Genomic DNA, 17,240 nt, shown 5'->3' on the forward strand with positions numbered 1-17,240 from the left:
TTCGGCGACCGCGGCCCGGAAGGGTCTCGTGAAACGGAACTCCGCGAGGCAGCCAACGGTTCTTCGGCCACGTTAATCGCAGATCGAAGCGCATCCGCGCCGGTCGGCGATCTTGACCAGCCATCTTGCCCGGAGACAAGCCCATGACCTCGTCCGCGTCCCCAGATCCCGTCGGCGGTGCCCGGCCGGCCGAGACCAAGGCCGACCTGGAGGATCTGCGCCACGACGTGGAAGACACCGCCAGTCTGGCCGCCGAGCGCAGCAAGGGGCTCGCCGCCGCCGCACGCCAGCAGGCCCTGTCCTACGTCGACGACCGCAAGGGCGAGGCGGCCCGTTCCGTCTCGGACCTCGCCAAGTCCCTGCGCGATTCCGGCAAGACCTTCGACGACCGCCCCAACATCCGCGCCTTCTTCGACAGCGCGGCCGAGGGGCTGGACGATCTCGCCGGCTCGATCGAGCGGCGCAGCCTCGACGACTTCTACCGTCAGGCGGAAACCTACGCCCGGCGCTCCCCGGTGACGGTGGCGGTCGGCGCGTTCGCGGCGGGCTTCCTGCTGTCGCGCTTCGTCAAGGCGTCGGGCAGCCCCGAGACGGACCACGCCTACGACGACTACCGGGCTTGAAGGGACGCGCCATGACAGGCCCCAACCCCTCCCCGCCCCCCTCCTCGATCCAAGCCCTCGTCGCGGACGCCCTGCGCGAGGCGAGTGAGCTTGCCAGCAAGGAGATCGCCCTCTTCCGCACGGAGATGACGAGCAACGTCCGCTCGTTGTTCATCGGCCTCGCGATGATGGTGCTGGCCGCGGTGTTCGCGGTCACGGCGATGCTGGTGCTCATCGGCGCGCTCGTGAAGTTCGTCGCGACCCTCGTGGGGTCCGAATGGCTCGCGGCCCTGCTGGTGGGCGGCGGCATGCTGCTCATAGCCGTGGTGCTCGGCGTCATCGGCGCCCGGGCGATGTCGCTGTCCAACCTCGCGCCGACCCGGACCTCGCGGCAGGTCCGGCAGGATGCCCGCGCGTTGACGGAAAGGGTTTCGGGATGAGCGAATCGATCTCGGATCTCGAGAAGGACATCGAGCAGAGCCGCGCCCGTCTCGATGAGACCATCGACCGGATCCAGGGGCGCCTGAACGCGTCGAGCCTCGTCGACGAGATGCTCGGCTCGGCCCGGCAGACGCCCTATAGCGGCTTCTACGACGACGCCCTGCTGGCGGTGCGGCGCAACCCCGTGCCGGTGCTGCTGATCGCGGCCGGCGTCGGCCTCCTGCTCAACGGCATGCGGACCGTCCGCCGTCCCTCTCCCTCCCGTGCCGTGGTGCCGGTGGAGGCCAAGCCCGTCACCGTGACGGGGGCCGACCGCACCTACGACCCCGACGCCCCCGGCGGGCGCCCCCTCCACGATCTGCCGCCCGAGCGTCAGGTCTGACCCATCATCTCAGGCCGCGCGCGGGCATTCCGCGCCGCCGGCCGACCAGGAAACGGAGTCCATCATGAGCCAAGGTCCCAATCATCAAGGCCCTGTCACCACGCCGCCGACTGGCGCGCCGGTGGAGACCCTGCCCGAGAACATCGCCGCCCGCTCCGGCATGCCCCGCGAGTCCGGCGTCGAGCACAATCTGCACGACATTTCCGACCGCGCGACCACGCAGGGCCGTGACGCCAATGCCCGCTTGCAAGCCGGCCTGCAGGACACGACCGAACAAGCGCGGGAAGGCGCACGCAACCTGCGCGACCAGGCTGCGGACCGGGCTTCCGAGCTCAAGAACCGCGTGAGCGAGGCTGCTGATTCCACCCGTGCCCAGGCCAGCGACACGGTTCGCGCCGCCCGCGAGCGGGCGGGCGAGACCTACGAGGATGCCCGCTCCTGGGCGGAAGACCGCTACGAGACGCAGCGCCAGCGCGCCGCCGACCTCGCGGATCGCGGCTATCGCCGTCTGCACGAGGGCCGCACCGCCACGGAGCACTTCGTCTCCGAGAACCCGCTCCTCGTCGGCGTGGTCGGCCTTGCCGCCGGCCTGCTGCTCGGCGCGCTCCTGCCGCGCACCCGCCAGGAGGATCAGGCGCTCGGCCCCTATGCCGACGACCTGCGCGACCAGGGCATCCGCTACGCCCGCGATCTGACCCATCGCGGCCGCGCCTTCGTCGAGACGGCGCTCGACCCTGAAAACCTCGATGCGGCGGTCAAGCGCGCGAGCGCGGAAGGCGGCCCGCAGAGTGGTCAGCAGGGCGGGCCGGCGACCGGCCAAGCAACTGGCCAAACGGCCGGCCAAGCGACCGGCCAAGCGACCGGCTCTCGGCCCGGCTTCAACGAAACCAGCCGGCCGGCGCACCGTCCGTAAGGGACAAGCGTGGGTCTTCCCCCCTCTCCCCGCAGGCGGGGAGAGGGGATGCGCTGAAACGGACCGGTTATTCGGTGCTTCTCACCCGAAATGCCGGGCCAGCGTTTCGCGAACCGTCTCGACCATCTGTTCCACCGGCACCGACACCTGGGCCGGGCGGGCAGCCTTCCATTCGGCATTGCTGGCGATGGCTTCGGCGGCGCGGGCGCCCGCGATCAGGTCCTTGATCTGGACCTCGCCGGCCTCGCGCTCGTTCGAGCCCTGGATCACCACCGCCGGCGCGCGGCGACGGTCGGCATATTTCATTTGGGCCTTCATCCCGGCCGCACCGAGATAGAGTTCGGCCCGGATGTTCTCCGCGCGCAGCTGCGCGACCAGCGCCTGATACTCGGCGATGTTCTCGCGATCGAGCACCAGCACCACGACCGGGCCGGGCTTGGCTGCACCTTCCACCAGCGGGCTCTTGGTCAGTCTCAGGGCCGAGAACAGCCGCGAGACGCCGATGGAAAAGCCGGTCGCCGGCACCGGCTCGCTGCGGAAGCGACCGACGAGGCCGTCATAGCGCCCGCCGCCCGCCACCGACCCGAAGCGGACGGTCTGGCCGTCCTCATTGGTGACGGGGAAGGTCAGCTCCGCCTCGTAGACGGGGCCGGTATAGTATTCGAGACCGCGCACCACGGAGGGGTCGGCCCGCACCCGGTCATGGCCGTAGCCCGCCGCCTCGCAGAGCCGCATGATCGCGTGGAGTTCGGCGATGCCCTCGCGGCCGGTCTCGGAGGTGCCGACAACCTCCTGCCAGGAGCCGAAGAACTTCTCCCAGAACGCCATCCGGTCGGCGCCCTCGTGCGGGCTCGCCTCGAAGCCGACATAGGCGAGGATGCGCTCGATCGCGTCGTCGCCAAGCCCGGCGCCCTTGGTGAAGTCGCCGCTCTCGTCCTTGCGGCCCGGGCCGAGCAGCAGGCGCACGCCGTCGGCGCCGAGGCGGTCGAGCTTGTCGATGGCGCGCAGCACGGTGAGGCGCTGCCCGGCCTTGTCGGGCCCGGCGAGGCCGATCGCCTCCATGACGCCGTCGAGCACCTTCCGGTTGTTGACCTTCACCACGTACTGGCCCGCGAGCCCGAGCCGCTCCAGCGTGTCGGCCATCAGCATGCAGGTCTCGGCATCGGCCGCGACGGAGCCCGCACCGACGATGTCGGCATCGAACTGCATGAACTGGCGGAAGCGGCCCGGCCCCGGCTTCTCGTTGCGGAAGACGTAGCCCGCCCGGTAGCTGCGATAGGGCTTCGGGATCGCGTCGAAGTTCTCGGCGACGTGGCGGGCGAGCGGCGCGGTGAGATCGTAGCGCAGCGAGAGCCACTGCTCGTCGTCGTCCTGGAACGAGAACACGCCCTCGTTCGGCCGGTCGAGATCCGGCAGGAACTTGCCCAGCGACTCGGTGTACTCGACGAAGGGGGTTTCCAGCGCCTCGAAGCCGTAGAGTTCGAAGGTCTGCCGGATCGTGTCGAGCATCCGCCCCTGGGCCAGGATGTCGGCCTCGGTGCGGTCGGGGAAGCCGCGCGGCAGGCGGGGTTTCAGGGTGTCGGCCTTGGCCATGTCGTCGCCGATCGAGCGGGATGGGTCGGAAATGAGGTCCGGCTCTATCGCAGCCGCGGGCGGGGCGGCAACCCGATGGTGCGTTAGAAGAGCCGGCTGCCGTCCGGCACCGGCTTGTCGGGGGCGAACAGCACCACGGCGCCGGCCGGGTCGGCAAAGCCGAGCGTCAGCACCTCCGACAGGAATTTTCCGATCTGGCGCGGCGGGAAGTTCACCACCGCCGCGACCTGCCGGCCGACCAGGGTATCGGGGCTGTAATGCTCGGTGATCTGCGCGCTGGAACGCTTGGTCCCGATCACCGGCCCGAAATCGATGACGAGCTTGATCGCCGGTTTGCGCGCCTCGGGGAAGGGCTCGGCGGAGACGACGGTGCCGACGCGGATGTCGACGGCAAGGAAGGCGTCGAACCCGATCTTTTCGGATTCCGGGGCGGTGGGATCGTGGCTGACGTGCATGGGCGATGCATGACTTGGTGGGATGAGAGCGGAGCCTTCTACGAAAACCGACCGCGCCCTCCAATCCACATCCTCATCCTGAGGTGCCGGAGCGAAGCGGAGGCCTCGAAGGATCTTCCGGAGATCGCGCGGGATCTGGAGGATCCTTCGAGGCCCGCTGGCGCGGGCACCTCAGGATGAGGGGAGTGGATAGGATCCTCCACCAAAACGAGAATCAGAGCGTGAGGCGGTAGGCCAGCAGTGCGGCGAGGCTGAGGACGGCCAGGGGGATCTGCGCTGGCCGCAGGCGCTCGAAGAACAGCGGCGCCTCGCCCCGCCGCGCGGCGATGGGATCGAGGATCGTGATCGCGGTGAAGCCGACGATCAGCAGGCCCAGCGCGATGACGGGTTTGCCCAGAGCAAAGGCGATGAGGGCGCCGTAGCCCAGCAGGAACAGGCTCAGCATCGTGGCGATCTGCGCCAGTGTCGCCCCACCCTCGGTGCGGAAGCTGACGCCGCGGCGCACGCCAGAGAGGAACAGCAGGATCGCGCACCCCCAGAGAAGCGTCAGGGTGAAGACCGCCTCGGCCATCGGCCCGCGCAGGATCCAGACCAGCACCGCCCCGGCGACGAAGGGCAGCATCGGCCCGTAGCCGAACACGACGCTGAGCCAGGGCACGGCGCGGGGCTCGTACGCGCGGATCGTGCGGCCGGTCGCGTCGTCGTGGGAACGGGCCGTCGGGGTGTCAGCCATCTGCGCCTCGCGGCGTTAAGAGAAACGCCCGGTGAACAGCCGGACCGCGCGGCCTGTTCCGCGCGATCAGGCCGGCTTCTCCGCGGAATGGGTGGCCCGGCGGCGCTCGTCGCGCCGGGTGCGGCGGCGCTGGGAGTGGCTCTCCTCCGTGGTGGCGGCGAGCCACCAGACCAGGGCGAGGGCTAGGACGCCCGCCGCGCCGAGCGCCAGGAAGGATCCGCTCCAGCCGAACCAGCCCTGGGCGAGACCGCCGTACCAGGCCGAGAGCGCGCCGCCCGCGCCCTGCACGGCGTTGACGGTGCCGAGCGCCGTCTGGGTGCGGCCCGAGCCCCAGGTGAGGTCGGCCACGACCACCGGCACCGCCACGCCGATGATGCCCGACGCCACGCCGTCGAGGATCTCGGCGGTGATGAGCCAGTACGGGTCGTCGATGAAGGCCGAGAGCGCCGCCCGGACGGGCAAAGCAATGCAGGCGGCGATGAGGAGCTGGCGCCGGCCGCGCCGGTCTGCGAGCGAGCCGGCGGCGAGCGCGACCGGCACCATCACGAGCTGGGCCACCATGACGTAGCGGGCGGTCCAGGCGGTGGGGTCGTCGGCGGTGTGGACGAGCTTCTGCGCTAGCAGGCTCAGCATGCCGCCATTGCCGAGCTGGAACAGGGCGAGCGCCACGGCGAGCACGAGCAGGCGCTTATTGGAGAAGATCTGGAAGTAGGAGGAGCGGGCCGGCTCCGCCTCGTCCTCCTCTTTCCAGCCCGCCGCGCGCCGCTGGTTGAAGGCGCGGGCCGGCATGGCCAGCGTGGCAGCGATGGCGGCGGCGGCCATGGCCCCCAGCACCCAGAAGGCGATCTCGGGGCCGAAATGGGCGGTGCCGAGGGTGATGAGCCCGGCCGCGATCAGGATGCCGATATGGTTGAAGGCCTGGTTGCGCCCCTGCTGGCGCGGGAACGCCTCCTTGCCGACGACGCCCAGCGTCAGCGCCGTGACCGCGAGCAGCAGCAGCGTGCCGCCCGCCGCGGCCAGAAACTGCGCCGCCAGCACCGGCACGAAGGAATGGGCCGGCATCAAGAGCAGCGTGCCGGCGAGGATCGCGGCGCAGGAGACCACGATGAGCAGGCGCGGGCGCCCGAGGCGATCGACCAGCGCGCCGAAGGGACCGCTGAGCAGCAGCGTGCCGACGCCCACCAGCGTGGTGACGAGCCCGATCTGCGAAGGGCTCCACTGCCGCATCTGCGCGAGCCACGTGCCGAGGAACGGCCCGAGCCCGCCCTGGATGTCGCCGATGAAGACGTTGATCAGGGCGAGGTGCGTTGTGGGCGCCATGCTGTCCTTGAGGATGAGCCAGCCGAGGGCCGGGGGTGGGCCGCCTAACGCCGTGCTGGGCAAGGCGCAATGCGGGGAGCAATCGGCGTGGCCATGGTGCCCCGCCGCGCCCTAACTCCGAAGGCCGCCCATGCGTGGCCGCGACGGCTCAGCGCAGCCCGATCCAGTCAGTGGGAGCGGTGACGGAAGCCCGCCGGGGAGGACCGGCGATACGAAAAGACCCCGGAGCCATCGGCACCAGGGTCTCGTTCAGGCAATCCTGGTCAGGATCGTGAAGCCGAAGCGCCGCCTCAGGAGGCGAGCGGCGCGCCCGGCTGGCCGCCCTGGGCCTGGGCTTCCATCATCTTCTGCTGATAGAGGCCGACGAAATCGATCGGGTCGATGTAGAGCGGCGGGAAGCCGCCGTTGCGCACCGCCTCGGCGACGATCTGGCGCGCGAACGGGAAGAGCAAGCGCGGGCACTCGATCATCACCGCCGGGTGGATCTGCTCCTGCGGGATGTTGCGCATGCGGAAGATGCCCGCGTACTTCAGTTCGAAGGCGAACAGCACCTCGTTCTGGATCTTGGCATCGCCCTCGAGCGTCAGCTCGACCTCGAAGTCCGCCTCGGCGATCTGCTGGGCGTTGACGTTGACCTGAATGTTGATCTGAGGGCCACCCTCCTGCGGCTGCAGGGAGCGCGGCGCGTTCGGGTTCTCGAAGGAGAGATCCTTGGCGTATTGCGCCAGCGCGTTGATCGCGGGCGCGAGATCCTGGCCCTGCGCGCCGTTGCCGTTCGGTGCCGCGGTATCGGCCATGGCGGTCTCTCCTGCTTGCGTCGTCCTCGGCGCGCACGTGTCCCGCGCCAAAGAGCGCCCCTCCGGCGCGGGCTGCGGCTACCATGCCCGTATCCAGCGAACAAGCCGAACTGAAGCAATCGCCGCGGCGCGAAGGCGCGCGTGAATGGGACGCGGAGGCTCGTCTTGCGCGTTTCCCTGGAATACCTCGCAGGTCCGCCCATATGACGATAAGGTCACGGACTTCGAACAGTCGGAGACACTCAGACCCAAGCGCCTACCAAGGTCTCCGTTCCCGGGTCGATCCCCGCGCTGCCCTCGGCTAAGAGGCGGTCTCGCGAACCCTTCCCGGCTCCGGTCGGGAACCTCGCGAAACCCTCTTCCGGAGCGCGGCGGGCGGGATCAGGGAGCGGACCTTTCCCGTCCGGGCGGCCTTACGGGCGCCGGACTCACGTGTGCGACGGTCACGATTCGGATCGGTGATGCAGGATTCCTTCGACGCAACCACTCTGATTTTCCTGGCGCTGGCCGTCTTCGTGATCTGGCGGCTGCGCTCGGTCCTGGGCCAGAAGACCGGCACCGAGCGCTCGCCCTTCCGGCCGGTGGAGCGCAACCGCACCGAGCCGCCGGCCGGCCGCGGTGAGGGTGACAACGTGGTGCGCCTGCCCGGCGCCGACCGCAGCCCGGCGGGAGCGGCGGCGGTGCAGACCGCGGCCCGCGACTGGCGCGGCATCGCCGAGCCGGGCTCGGCGGTCGCCCGCGGCCTCGAACAGGTGGTGCAGCTCGAACCCGCCTTCGAGCCCCGCGCCTTCCTCGAAGGGGCCAAGGGCGCCTACGAGACCATCGTCACCGCCTTCGCCAAGGGGGACCGCAAGACCTTGCGCGCGCTCCTCTCGCGGGAGGTCTGCGAGGGCTTCGAGCGGGCGATCTCCGAGCGCGAGAAGCGCAACGAGACGGCGGAGACGACCTTCATCTCCATCGACAAGGCGGAGATCGCCGCCGTCGAGGTGAAGAACCGCGCCGCCCAGATCACCGTGCGCTTCCTCTCGAACCTCATCACCGCCACCCGCGACGCGGACGGCAAGGTGATCGACGGCAATGCCGAGACCGGCGTCGAGGTCCCCGACGTGTGGACCTTCGCCCGCACGCTCGGCTCACGCGACCCGAACTGGCAGCTCGTCGCCACCGACGCGGGCGGCTGATCGTTTCGCCTCATGCCGTGTTTGCGCGTTTCCCTTCCGGCCGCAGCGGTCCTCGCCGCTGCGGCCGTTTCCATTCCGGCCGTATCCTCGCCCGCCGTACCCTCGCGCGTGGCGGAAGCTTCGCGCGTGCCGCCCCAGGTGGCAGGCGCGGTGCTGGAGCCGGTCTCCCTCGCCGCCCTGCCCGGCTGGCGCGAGGATGACGGGGCGGCCTCCCTCGACGCCTTCCGCCGCACCTGCGCCGGGCCCGGCCCCAATCCGCCCCAGATCGAGGGCGTGACGGGCTCGCCCGCCGATCTCGCGGCAGCCTGCGCCGCTGCGGCCGAGGTGAAGCCGAACGAGGCCAAGAAATTCTTCGAGGCGCGGTTCTCCGCCTACCGCATCGTCCGCCCGGCCTCCGGAACGGAGCCTGAGCGCCGGGTCGGCTTCCTCACCGGCTATTTCGAGCCGGAACTCACCGGCTCGCTCGAGCCCGGCCCCGGCTATACCGCACCCGTGCTGGCCCGGCCGGACGACCTCGTGAGCCTCGCCCCCGGCGAGACGGCGCCGGGGCTCGATCCGCTCTACCGGGCGGGCCGGCGCACCGAGACTGGGCTCGTCCCCTATCCCGACCGCGCGGCGATCGAGGACGGGGCGCTCGGCGAGCGGACCCGGCCGCTGCTGTGGCTGCGCGACGCCGTGGACCTCTTCGTGCTGCAGGTGCAGGGCTCCGGGCGGGTGCGCCTGCCCGATGGGCGCGGGATGCGGGTGCTCTACGACGGCAAGAACGGCCAGCCCTACACCTCGATCGGCAAGCTGATCGTCAACGAGGGCCACCTGCCGATCAACGGGCTGAGCCTGGAGCGCTGGACGGCGTGGCTGCGGGCCAACCCCGACCATGCCCGCCGGCTGATGCGGATGAACGCGTCCTACATCTTCTTCCGGACCGAACCGGTGACCGACCCCGCCCTCGGGCCGCCCGGTGCCGCGGGCGTGCCGCTGAGTCCGGGGCGCAGCATGGCCGTCGACGGGAACCTCTGGCGCTATGGCCTGCCGTTCTGGCTGGAAGGCAAGCTGCCGGGCCAGCCCGGCCGCGGCCATCTGGTCGTCGCCGCCGATACCGGTTCGGCCATCGTCGGCCCGGCGCGCGGCGACCTCTATGTCGGCACCGGTGCCGCCGCCGGACGGGCGGCGGGCGACCTGCACGACCGGATGGGCTTTGTGGTGCTGATCCCGAAGCCCACTCCGGATGGCGCTGCCAAGGGCGCGGCCGCACCGGAGGCCGCTGCCGGAGAGGCGCGGCCGTGAACACGCGACCGCCGCGGCGCTCGCGCCTGCTCTCGCGCGAGGAGGCGCATCTCTGGGGCGAGATCGCCAAGCTGATCACGCCCCTGCGGGGCCGCGCCAAGCCGAAAAAGCCCGCTCAGAAGATCGCCGCTGCCGGGGCCGAACAGCCCGCGCTGCCGATCGCCGCGCCTGCGGCGAAGCTCGCCAAGCCGGCTCCGAAGCCTGCGGCCAAGCCTGCCTGGAAACCCGCCTCCCCTCCCCCGGCGGCGTCCGCCCCCGCCAAGTCTGCCCCACTCAAGCCTGCCCCCGCCGCCTCCCTGTCGCGGGTCGCGTCGAAGCCGCTCAAGCTCGGTGACCTCGCTCCCGAGATCGCCCGGGCCAGCGCTGCACCCGCTCCACTTGTTCCCCCAGCGTCGCCGGGGGCGCCGGGTCTGGAGCGGCGGGAGCGCCGCGGGTTGGAGCGGGGTACGCTGACGATCGAGGCCCGCATCGATCTGCACGGGCTGTATCAGGCGGAGGCGCACGCGGCGCTGGTCGGCTTCCTGCTGCGCTCCCGCGCGGCGGGGCATGCCCGCGTGCTCGTTGTGACCGGCAAGGGCGGCGAGGGTTTCGGCGGTCGCGACCGCGGCGGCTTCTCCGAGCGCGGCGTGCTCCGCCGCAGCGTGCCGCACTGGCTGCGGGGCCCGGAATTGCGCGGCCTCGTGCTCGGTTTCGAGGAGGCGGCGCGCCATCACGGCGGAGGCGGCGCCCTCTACGTGCGCCTGCGGCGGCGATAGGCCGACTCGCCAAACCTTAAGATTGGAAATCGGCGGGCGGGGTCTTGAGCCGGGTGGCGAAACGCGCTACTGAGCGATGCTCTCCCATTGCAGCCGTGTCGCATTCCGAGGTCTTTCTGGCCGAGCGGAACCGATGCGCGGGCCGGGCCGCGCGCCCGCGACGGCTACGGACCCCGGGGCGCTTCCCCAGCGCCCGGCTCTGCTCCCGAACCGGCCGACCATTCCCCGCCCTTCGTTGGTTGCATCTCCCCACATGACGTCACAGAACGACGCTCTCACCCCCGTTGAAGCTCCGGCCGAAGCCGTCGTCGCGCCGGCCGATCTCGTCGCCCGGCGTGAGGTGAAGCTTCAGGACCTCAAGTCCAAAACGCCGACCGAGCTCACGGCCTTCGCGGAGGAGGTCGGTGTCGAGAACGCCTCGACCATGCGCAAGCAAGAGCTGATGTTTGCGATCCTCAAGCAACTCGCGGCCAACGAGACCGAGATCATCGGCGCCGGCACGGTCGAGGTGCTCCAGGACGGGTTCGGCTTCCTGCGCTCGCACGATTCGAACTATCTGCCGGGTCCGGACGACATCTACATCTCGCCGACCCAGATCCGCCGCTTCGGCCTACGCACCGGCGACACCGTCGAGGGCCCGATCCGCGGCCCCAAGGACGGCGAGCGCTATTTCGCGCTGCTCAAGGTCAACACGATCAACTTCGAGAACCCGGAGAAGATCAAGCACAAGGTCCACTTCGACAACCTGACGCCGCTGTTCCCGACGCAGCGCTTCAAGCTCGAACTCGACAACCCGCCGAAAAAAGATTTCAGCCCGCGGATCATCGACATCGTCTCGCCGATCGGCAAGGGCCAGCGCGCGCTGATCGTTGCGCCGCCGCGCACCGGCAAGACCGTGCTGATGCAGAACATCGCGCAGTCGATCACGATCAACCATCCCGAATGCTACCTCATCGTGCTGCTCATCGACGAGCGCCCGGAAGAGGTGACCGACATGATCCGCTCGGTGAAGGGCGAGGTCATCGCCTCGACCTTCGACGAGCCGGCCACCCGCCACGTGCAGGTCGCCGAGATGGTGATCGAGAAGGCCAAGCGCCTGGTCGAGCACGGCCGCGACGTCGTGATCCTCCTCGACTCCATCACCCGCCTCGGCCGCGCCTACAACACGGTCGTGCCGTCCTCCGGCAAGGTGCTGACCGGCGGTGTCGATGCCAATGCCCTGCAGCGGCCCAAGCGCTTCTTCGGTGCGGCCCGCAACATCGAGGAGGGCGGCTCGCTCTCCATCATCGCGACCGCGCTGATCGATACCGGCTCGCGCATGGACGAGGTGATCTTCGAGGAGTTCAAGGGCACCGGCAACTCCGAGATCATTCTCGACCGCAAGGTCTCCGACAAGCGCATCTTCCCGGCCATCGACATCACCCGCTCCGGCACCCGTAAGGAAGAGCTGCTGGTGCCGCCGGACGCGCTCAAGAAGACCTACGTCCTGCGCCGCATCCTCAACCCGATGGGCGTCACCGACGCGATCGAGTTCCTCATGGACAAGCTGCGCCAGACGAAGAGCAACGGCGACTTCTTCGACTCGATGAACACCTAAGGCGCGACACCGCGCCGAGGCTTTATGCCGAGGGGGCCGGCCGACATGATCGGCCGGCCCCTTTTCGTTTCGGAGCGTATCGCGCGACGGGATGGGCCGGGCACGATGCGGGCCGGCCGGTGCCGACGACGGGACGATCCTGCCGGAGGCGACGCTCCCGGCATGCGAAATTGTGCAGTCTTTACAAAATCTTCGATCGATCGAACCTTCGCTTGCGTGTGACGTTGGCCCGCCGTCACCGCCTTTCGAGGCGGTTCTGTTCGGAGACGGCGCATGGCAACCCGCAACGTATCGGATCTCGTGGTCGAAACGCTCCAGCAGGCGGGCGTGCGCCGCGTCTACGGCCTCGTCGGCGACAGCCTGAACGGGATCACCGAAGCGATCCGCGCCCGCGGCGTCATCGATTGGGTCCATGTCCGTCACGAGGAGGTCGCCGCCTTCGCCGCCGCCGGCGAGTCGCAGGTGACGGGCGAACTCGCGGTCTGCGCCGGCTCCTGCGGACCGGGCAACCTCCACCTCATCAACGGCCTGTTCGACGCCCACCGCACCCGCACGCCGGTCCTGGCGATCGCCGCGCATATCCCGTCGAGCGAGATCGGCCTCAACTACTTCCAGGCGACGCGGCCCGAGGAGCTGTTCCGCGATTGCAGCCATTTCTGCGAGACGGTCTCGGACCCGGAGCAATTGCCCAACGTCCTTGAAGCGGCGATCCGCTCGGCCGTCGGCAAGCGCGGCGTCGCCGTGGTGGTCATCCCCGGCACCGTCGCGCTGAAGGAAGCGCCCAAGCGCGCCTTGTCCGCCCCCGCGACGCTGCGCCCCCGCGCCCCGGTCACCGTGCCGCCCGCGGACGAACTCGACCGCTTGGCGGACCTCCTCAACGGGTCCAAGAAGATCACGCTTCTGTGCGGACGCGGCTGCGCCGGCGCGCACGCACCGCTGATGCGGCTGGCCGAGCGTCTCAAGAGCCCGATCGTCCACGCGCTCGGCGGCAAGGAGCATGTCGAGCACGACAATCCCTACGATGTCGGGATGACCGGGCTGATCGGGTTCAGTTCGGGCTACGCGGCAATGGAAGCCTGCGAGACCCTGCTGATGCTGGGGACCGACTTCCCCTACCGCCAGTTCTACCCCGAGCACGCCAAGATCGCGCAGGTCGATCTGCGTCCGGAGAATCTGGGCAAGCGCTGCCGGCTCGAACTCGGCCTCACCGGCGATGTCGCCGCCACCATCGATGCGCTGCTGCCGCGCCTGACCGGCAACGACAGCGGGCGCCATCTGGAGGCCAGCCTCAAGCATTATGCCAAGGCGCGCGAGGACCTCGACGATCTCGCCACCGGCAAGGCGGGGCGCAAGCCGATCCACCCGCAATACCTTACCCGCCTCCTCAGCGAGGCGGCGACCGAAAACGCGGTGTTCACGGCCGATGTCGGCACGCCCACGGTCTGGGCGGCGCGCTACCTCTCCATGACGGCCGGGCGGCGTCTGATCGGCTCCTGGGCGCACGGCTCGATGGCGAACGCCCTGCCGCACGCCATCGGCATCCAGGCGGCGAGCCCCGGCCGGCAGGTGATCTCGCTGTCGGGCGACGGCGGCTTCGCGATGCTGATGGGCGACATCCTCACCCTGACGCAGGAGCGGCTGCCGGTGAAGGTCGTCATCTATAACAACGGCACGCTCGGCTTCGTCGAGTTGGAGATGAAGGCCGCGGGCTATCTCGAAACCGGCGTCACGCTCGAAAACCCGGATTTCGCGGCCATGGCCCGCGCCATCGGCATCCATGCCCACCGGGTCGAGGATCCGGGTGACCTGGAGAGCGCGATCCAGGACGTGCTGTCCCATCCCGGCCCGGCGCTCCTCGACGTGGTGACGAACCGCCAGGAACTGGCGATGCCGCCGAAGCTTCAGGCCGAGCAGGTGAAGGGGTTCAGCCTCTACGCGCTCCAGGCCGTGATGAACGGACGCGGCGACGCGATCCTCGATCTGGCCAAGACCAACCTGCTGCGCTGAATCGGTTCATACCAAATCCGTTTGATCCCTTCGGGATGGCGGATTTGGGCTTCGCTCAGCCGCCGCGCCCGGCTTCCGCATTGAGGCCGCGCTGCGCCTTCGAGCGCAGGCGCTTGTTCTGAAAGACCAGCGTGACGGTGCCGCCGCTGCCGCGGTCCGACCAGAGATAGGTCTCGAAGGTGCCGACCCCGGGTATGTTCGCGGTGGCGTCGATGGTCCCGCGGCAGCCGAGCACGCCCTCGGCCTCGGACAGACGCATCTCGGCCTGGAGCAGATCGAAGGTGCCGAGGCTGACCGGGCACGGGGTCCGCTCCCTCGACGGCCGGTGCGCGGCGATCGACGCCGTCGCGAGGCGAGGCGGCTCGCCCGCCGCCGCATCGGCGGCCAGCGGCTGTGCGTGCCAGGTCCGGTCGGGCGGCGCGTCATCTCGCGCATCGGAGGAGGCCGCCGGCACGGCGGCGAGCGCGCGTGGCGCTTCCGCCTGCGGGGCGCCGCCCCGCAGGGCTGGGATGAAGGCCGGGCCCTGTCGGAGCTGGGAGGGTCCGCTCGGGGCGCCATCGCGGCCGGCCCCGTGCGAGGCCCGCTCCTCGCTCGCCTCGACGGGTGCGCGGGCGTGCCCGACGACGATGGCCCGGCGCAGGGCCGTCTCCAAGCCGCGCAGGTCGCGGGTGAGGCGTTCGCTCAGGCCGGTGCGGGCCGATCCGGATCTGGTCTCGCAGGCCGCGAAGACGGAGACCGCGTCGCGGATCTCGTCCTCGGTCCACTGCCCGGCCGGCTTGCCGAACAGGTCGGCTTCATCTTGCGACACGGCCTGTGCCGAGGCCACGCCGAGCCGCCCGAGCCTTTCCTCCGCAAGGATGCGGTGCACGCCGCAGCCGCCGGCCGCCGCGAGGGCTGCGCGGAACGGCGAGGGTGCGGCGGCAAGGGAGGGTCCGCACGCGGCGGCAAGCAGGGCCGGTGCGAGAAGGAAGCGCATGGGGGCAGTCGCCTGGGTTCAGGTCATACTGCTTAGACGCGCGGTGCGGCGTGAACGGACCCTTACCCGGCACGCCGGGGCCACCGGGCTTCGGCCGCTATGCCTTACGATTCGTTGACCATCTCGTTCGGATCGACCGCACGTGACCCAAATGGAAACAGGTTCTGCGAGCGAGCCCGTCCCGGAAACAGGCTCGCTCTTAATGTCATTCGCCGGGGCTCGCGCGGCCACGGGCAACGGACCACCCGGAAACGGTGTGTAGGTCCTCAACCAGTCCCTGCGGTTTTCACGGGAAAACTGCCGCGCTTCAGGCCCCGCCCGTCGGCGTCTTCGCCCGCCTGCGGCGGCGGGCCACCATGTTGAGGCCTTCCACGCCGGCCGAGAACGCCATCGCGGTGTAGATGTAGCCCTTCGGCACATGCGCCCCGAAGCCTTCGGCGAGCAGCGTCATGCCGATCATGATGAGGAAGCCGAGCGCCAGCATCACCACGGTGGGGTTGGCGGCGATGAAGCGCGACAGCGGGTCCGCGGCGATCAGCATCACGGTCACGGCGGCGACGACGGCGATCACCATGATCGGCACATGCTCGGTCATGCCGACGGCGGTGATGATCGAATCGATCGAGAAGACGAGGTCGAGCACCAGGATCTGGCCGATGGCCGAGCCGAAGGTGAGCGCCGCCCGGCTGCCGGGCTTCTCCTCCGGGCTCGGATCGACGCTGTGGTGGATCTCCTTGGTCGCCTTCCACAGCAGGAACAGGCCGCCGGCGATGAGGATGAGGTCGCGCCAGGAGAAGCTCTTGCCCAGCACCGCGAAGACCGGCTCGGTCAGGTGGACGATCCACGCCACCGTGCCGAGTAGCGCCAGCCGGAGGATCAGCGCGAGACCGATGCCCAAGCGCCGCGCCCGGCTCCGCTCGGCCTCGGGCAGCTTGTTGGTGACGATCGAGATGAAGATCAGGTTGTCGATGCCGAGAACGACTTCCATCACCACGAGGGTCGCCAGCGCTGCCCAGGCAGTGGGATCGGCGGCGAGGTGAAGCAGGCTGTCCACGGGCGGGTCCGGAGGTTCAGAAGGGAAGAGGGAAGCGGCTCGTGCTGCCGGGCGCGGCGTCCAGCGGCGCGAGAACGCGCACCGCCTTCGGCATCACCTTGAAATGGGCCGGGGTCCAGGTGGTCAACTCGCCGTCGGTGTTGACCGCCCGCGGCTTGCGGGTCGTCAGCATCAGTTCCGTGGTCTCGAACGCACGCACATCCGCCGCCTTGCCATGGGTCCCACGGCGCAGGGCCGGCAGCAGTGCGATCAGCCGCCACCAATGGGCGACTTCCAGGCTGTAGAAATCGAGCCGTCCGTCATCGACGGTGGCGTCCTCCTGCACGGTCATGCCACCGCCGTAATGGCGCCCGTTGCCGACCGACGCCTGGATGGTCGTCACCTTCTCGGTGCGGCCGTCATGTTCGATTGTCACGGTGAAGGGCCGGGCGCGGCGCAGGAGCCGGAAGGCGGCGATGGCGTAGCCCACCGTGCCCCAGGTCTTCTTGGCCTCCGCCGTCAGTTCGCTGGCGAGATCGGCGGAAAAGCCGACGCTCGCCACGTTGAAATAGTAGTGCCCGTTGACCCAGCCGAGGTCGATCGCCTTCTCCGGCGCCGTCGGGATCACGTGGGCGGCCGGCTCCGGCTCAAGGGGCAGACCGAGGGAGCGGGCGAGGTCGTTGGCGGTGCCGAGCGGCAGGATGCCGAAGGGCAGACCCGTCTCGACCAGGGCCGGCGCCGCCGCGTTCATGGTGCCGTCGCCGCCCCCGAGGATCACCAGATCGACGGAGGACGCATGCCGCCCGATCACTTCCTTGCAATCGGCGCTGCCCTCCGGCTCGATGAGATCGAGCCCGCCCTCGCGCAGGATCGTGCGGATCGCATCCAGTGGCGCTGACCCGCTGCGGGCCTTGGCGTTCACGAGAAGGAGCGCGCGGCGCTTCCCGGTCTCCGAAGTCGCGCTCAAGCAGCCGCTCCGCTCGCAGAGGGACGGAACAGGAAAACCAGCATGGCCGGCACAGGACTATCCTTGCACGCTTCCGCGCCGCGTTCGCGCCAGCGGTGAAAGAATCCGACATCACGGTCGACGCCTCGACCGTCAGAGGGGCCCGGACCCGTCCTCAGTGATCCCACCCGGTGCTTGGCACCGGGCGCACTCGCCCTGCTGCCT

At 70.0% G+C, this 17,240-nt stretch carries 17 protein-coding genes; 9 read left to right on the forward strand and 8 right to left on the reverse strand.

Translation table 11 applies throughout. The features are described from left to right. Positions 1-143 precede the first annotated feature (143 nt). The 4 genes from OVA30_RS04145 to OVA30_RS04160 all read left to right on the forward strand — a co-directional run bounded on the left by OVA30_RS04145 (position 144) and on the right by OVA30_RS04160 (position 2,338). Positions 144-623 carry a hypothetical protein gene (locus tag OVA30_RS04145; protein WP_003601204.1) on the forward strand — a complete coding sequence of 160 codons (480 nt, stop codon included), beginning with the start codon at positions 144-146 and terminating at the stop codon, positions 621-623. 11 nt (positions 624-634) lie between these two features. Next, positions 635-1,042 (forward strand): phage holin family protein, encoded by a 408-nt coding sequence (locus OVA30_RS04150; protein ID WP_003601203.1) that lies wholly within the window; start codon positions 635-637, stop codon positions 1,040-1,042. After that, positions 1,039-1,425: a DUF3618 domain-containing protein gene (locus tag OVA30_RS04155; RefSeq protein WP_003601200.1), complete on the forward strand. Its 387-nt coding sequence runs from the start codon at positions 1,039-1,041 to the stop codon at positions 1,423-1,425. The genes OVA30_RS04150 and OVA30_RS04155 overlap by 4 nt, the downstream gene beginning before the upstream one ends. A gap of 64 nt (positions 1,426-1,489) precedes the next feature. Continuing rightward, the gene (locus OVA30_RS04160) at positions 1,490-2,338 is read left to right on the forward strand and encodes a DUF883 family protein (RefSeq protein WP_003601198.1); all 849 of its coding nucleotides are present in this window, start codon (positions 1,490-1,492) and stop codon (positions 2,336-2,338) included. 81 nt (positions 2,339-2,419) lie between these two features. Here OVA30_RS04160 and hisS read toward each other — a convergent pair whose 3' ends face one another. The 5 genes from hisS to secB form a co-directional block, all read right to left on the reverse strand. Further along, positions 2,420-3,931, reverse strand: a complete 1,512-nt coding sequence (hisS, locus tag OVA30_RS04165) for a histidine--tRNA ligase (protein WP_056507120.1) — start codon at positions 3,929-3,931, stop codon at positions 2,420-2,422. Positions 3,932-4,014: 83 nt separating this feature from the next. Further along, a complete protein-coding gene (locus OVA30_RS04170) occupies positions 4,015-4,386 on the reverse strand; it encodes a tRNA-binding protein (protein WP_042508777.1) in 372 nt (123 codons plus the stop codon). Positions 4,387-4,600: 214 nt separating this feature from the next. Continuing rightward, positions 4,601-5,119: a DUF3429 domain-containing protein gene (locus tag OVA30_RS04175; protein ID WP_268174695.1), complete on the reverse strand. Its 519-nt coding sequence runs from the start codon at positions 5,117-5,119 to the stop codon at positions 4,601-4,603. Between the two features lie 66 nt (positions 5,120-5,185). Continuing rightward, positions 5,186-6,439, reverse strand: a complete 1,254-nt coding sequence (locus tag OVA30_RS04180; RefSeq protein ID WP_056507117.1) for an MFS transporter — start codon at positions 6,437-6,439, stop codon at positions 5,186-5,188. Positions 6,440-6,729: 290 nt separating this feature from the next. Then, positions 6,730-7,236, reverse strand: a complete 507-nt coding sequence (gene secB / locus OVA30_RS04185; protein WP_003601188.1) for a protein-export chaperone SecB — start codon at positions 7,234-7,236, stop codon at positions 6,730-6,732. 461 nt (positions 7,237-7,697) lie between these two features. Between secB and OVA30_RS04190 the strand changes: the two genes are divergently transcribed. The 5 genes from OVA30_RS04190 (at position 7,698) to poxB (ending at position 14,060) form a co-directional block, all read left to right on the forward strand. Next, positions 7,698-8,417 carry a Tim44/TimA family putative adaptor protein gene (locus OVA30_RS04190; RefSeq protein WP_012253162.1) on the forward strand — a complete coding sequence of 240 codons (720 nt, stop codon included), beginning with the start codon at positions 7,698-7,700 and terminating at the stop codon, positions 8,415-8,417. A gap of 12 nt (positions 8,418-8,429) precedes the next feature. Beyond that, positions 8,430-9,701, forward strand: coding sequence for a murein transglycosylase A (gene mltA / locus OVA30_RS04195; RefSeq protein WP_442786089.1), 1,272 nt, complete (start codon positions 8,430-8,432; stop codon positions 9,699-9,701). Beyond that, positions 9,698-10,456 (forward strand): Smr/MutS family protein, encoded by a 759-nt coding sequence (locus tag OVA30_RS04200; RefSeq protein ID WP_268174697.1) that lies wholly within the window; start codon positions 9,698-9,700, stop codon positions 10,454-10,456. The genes mltA and OVA30_RS04200 overlap by 4 nt, the downstream gene beginning before the upstream one ends. Before the next feature lie 253 nt (positions 10,457-10,709). Then, the gene (gene rho / locus OVA30_RS04205; protein WP_012752496.1) at positions 10,710-12,053 is read left to right on the forward strand and encodes a transcription termination factor Rho; all 1,344 of its coding nucleotides are present in this window, start codon (positions 10,710-10,712) and stop codon (positions 12,051-12,053) included. Positions 12,054-12,326: 273 nt separating this feature from the next. Further along, on the forward strand, positions 12,327-14,060 hold the full coding sequence (poxB, locus tag OVA30_RS04210; protein ID WP_268174698.1) for a ubiquinone-dependent pyruvate dehydrogenase: 1,734 nt from the start codon (positions 12,327-12,329) through the stop codon (positions 14,058-14,060). Positions 14,061-14,115: 55 nt separating this feature from the next. Here the strand turns inward: poxB and OVA30_RS04215 are convergent, their stop codons facing one another. The 3 genes from OVA30_RS04215 to OVA30_RS04225 form a co-directional block, all read right to left on the reverse strand. Next, entirely contained in the window at positions 14,116-15,036 is a 921-nt protein-coding gene (locus OVA30_RS04215) for a hypothetical protein (protein ID WP_268174699.1), read from the reverse strand. Positions 15,037-15,343: 307 nt separating this feature from the next. Next, positions 15,344-16,090: a TerC family protein gene (locus OVA30_RS04220; RefSeq protein ID WP_268174700.1), complete on the reverse strand. Its 747-nt coding sequence runs from the start codon at positions 16,088-16,090 to the stop codon at positions 15,344-15,346. 16 nt (positions 16,091-16,106) lie between these two features. Further along, the gene (locus tag OVA30_RS04225) at positions 16,107-17,036 is read right to left on the reverse strand and encodes a lipid kinase (RefSeq protein ID WP_015822163.1); all 930 of its coding nucleotides are present in this window, start codon (positions 17,034-17,036) and stop codon (positions 16,107-16,109) included. Positions 17,037-17,240 lie beyond the last annotated feature (204 nt).

Source organism: Methylorubrum sp. SL192 (genome assembly GCF_026672325.1).
GTDB classification, from domain to species: domain Bacteria; phylum Pseudomonadota; class Alphaproteobacteria; order Rhizobiales; family Beijerinckiaceae; genus Methylobacterium; species Methylobacterium extorquens.

Bases quoted from the DNA above. Each gene is read 5' to 3' on its own strand.
- OVA30_RS04145 (WP_003601204.1), top strand. From the start codon at position 144: ATGACCTCGTCCGCGTCCCCAGATCCCGTCGGCGGTGCCCGGCCGGCC.
- OVA30_RS04150 (WP_003601203.1), top strand. From the start codon at position 635: ATGACAGGCCCCAACCCCTCCCCGCCCCCCTCCTCGATCCAAGCCCTC.
- OVA30_RS04155 (WP_003601200.1), top strand. From the start codon at position 1,039: ATGAGCGAATCGATCTCGGATCTCGAGAAGGACATCGAGCAGAGCCGC.
- OVA30_RS04160 (WP_003601198.1), top strand. From the start codon at position 1,490: ATGAGCCAAGGTCCCAATCATCAAGGCCCTGTCACCACGCCGCCGACT.
- hisS (WP_056507120.1), bottom strand. From the start codon at position 3,931: ATGGCCAAGGCCGACACCCTGAAACCCCGCCTGCCGCGCGGCTTCCCC.
- OVA30_RS04170 (WP_042508777.1), bottom strand. From the start codon at position 4,386: ATGCACGTCAGCCACGATCCCACCGCCCCGGAATCCGAAAAGATCGGG.
- OVA30_RS04175 (WP_268174695.1), bottom strand. From the start codon at position 5,119: ATGGCTGACACCCCGACGGCCCGTTCCCACGACGACGCGACCGGCCGC.
- OVA30_RS04180 (WP_056507117.1), bottom strand. From the start codon at position 6,439: ATGGCGCCCACAACGCACCTCGCCCTGATCAACGTCTTCATCGGCGAC.
- secB (WP_003601188.1), bottom strand. From the start codon at position 7,236: ATGGCCGATACCGCGGCACCGAACGGCAACGGCGCGCAGGGCCAGGAT.
- OVA30_RS04190 (WP_012253162.1), top strand. From the start codon at position 7,698: ATGCAGGATTCCTTCGACGCAACCACTCTGATTTTCCTGGCGCTGGCC.
- mltA (WP_442786089.1), top strand. From the start codon at position 8,430: ATGCCGTGTTTGCGCGTTTCCCTTCCGGCCGCAGCGGTCCTCGCCGCT.
- rho (WP_012752496.1), top strand. From the start codon at position 10,710: ATGACGTCACAGAACGACGCTCTCACCCCCGTTGAAGCTCCGGCCGAA.
- poxB (WP_268174698.1), top strand. From the start codon at position 12,327: ATGGCAACCCGCAACGTATCGGATCTCGTGGTCGAAACGCTCCAGCAG.
- OVA30_RS04215 (WP_268174699.1), bottom strand. From the start codon at position 15,036: ATGCGCTTCCTTCTCGCACCGGCCCTGCTTGCCGCCGCGTGCGGACCC.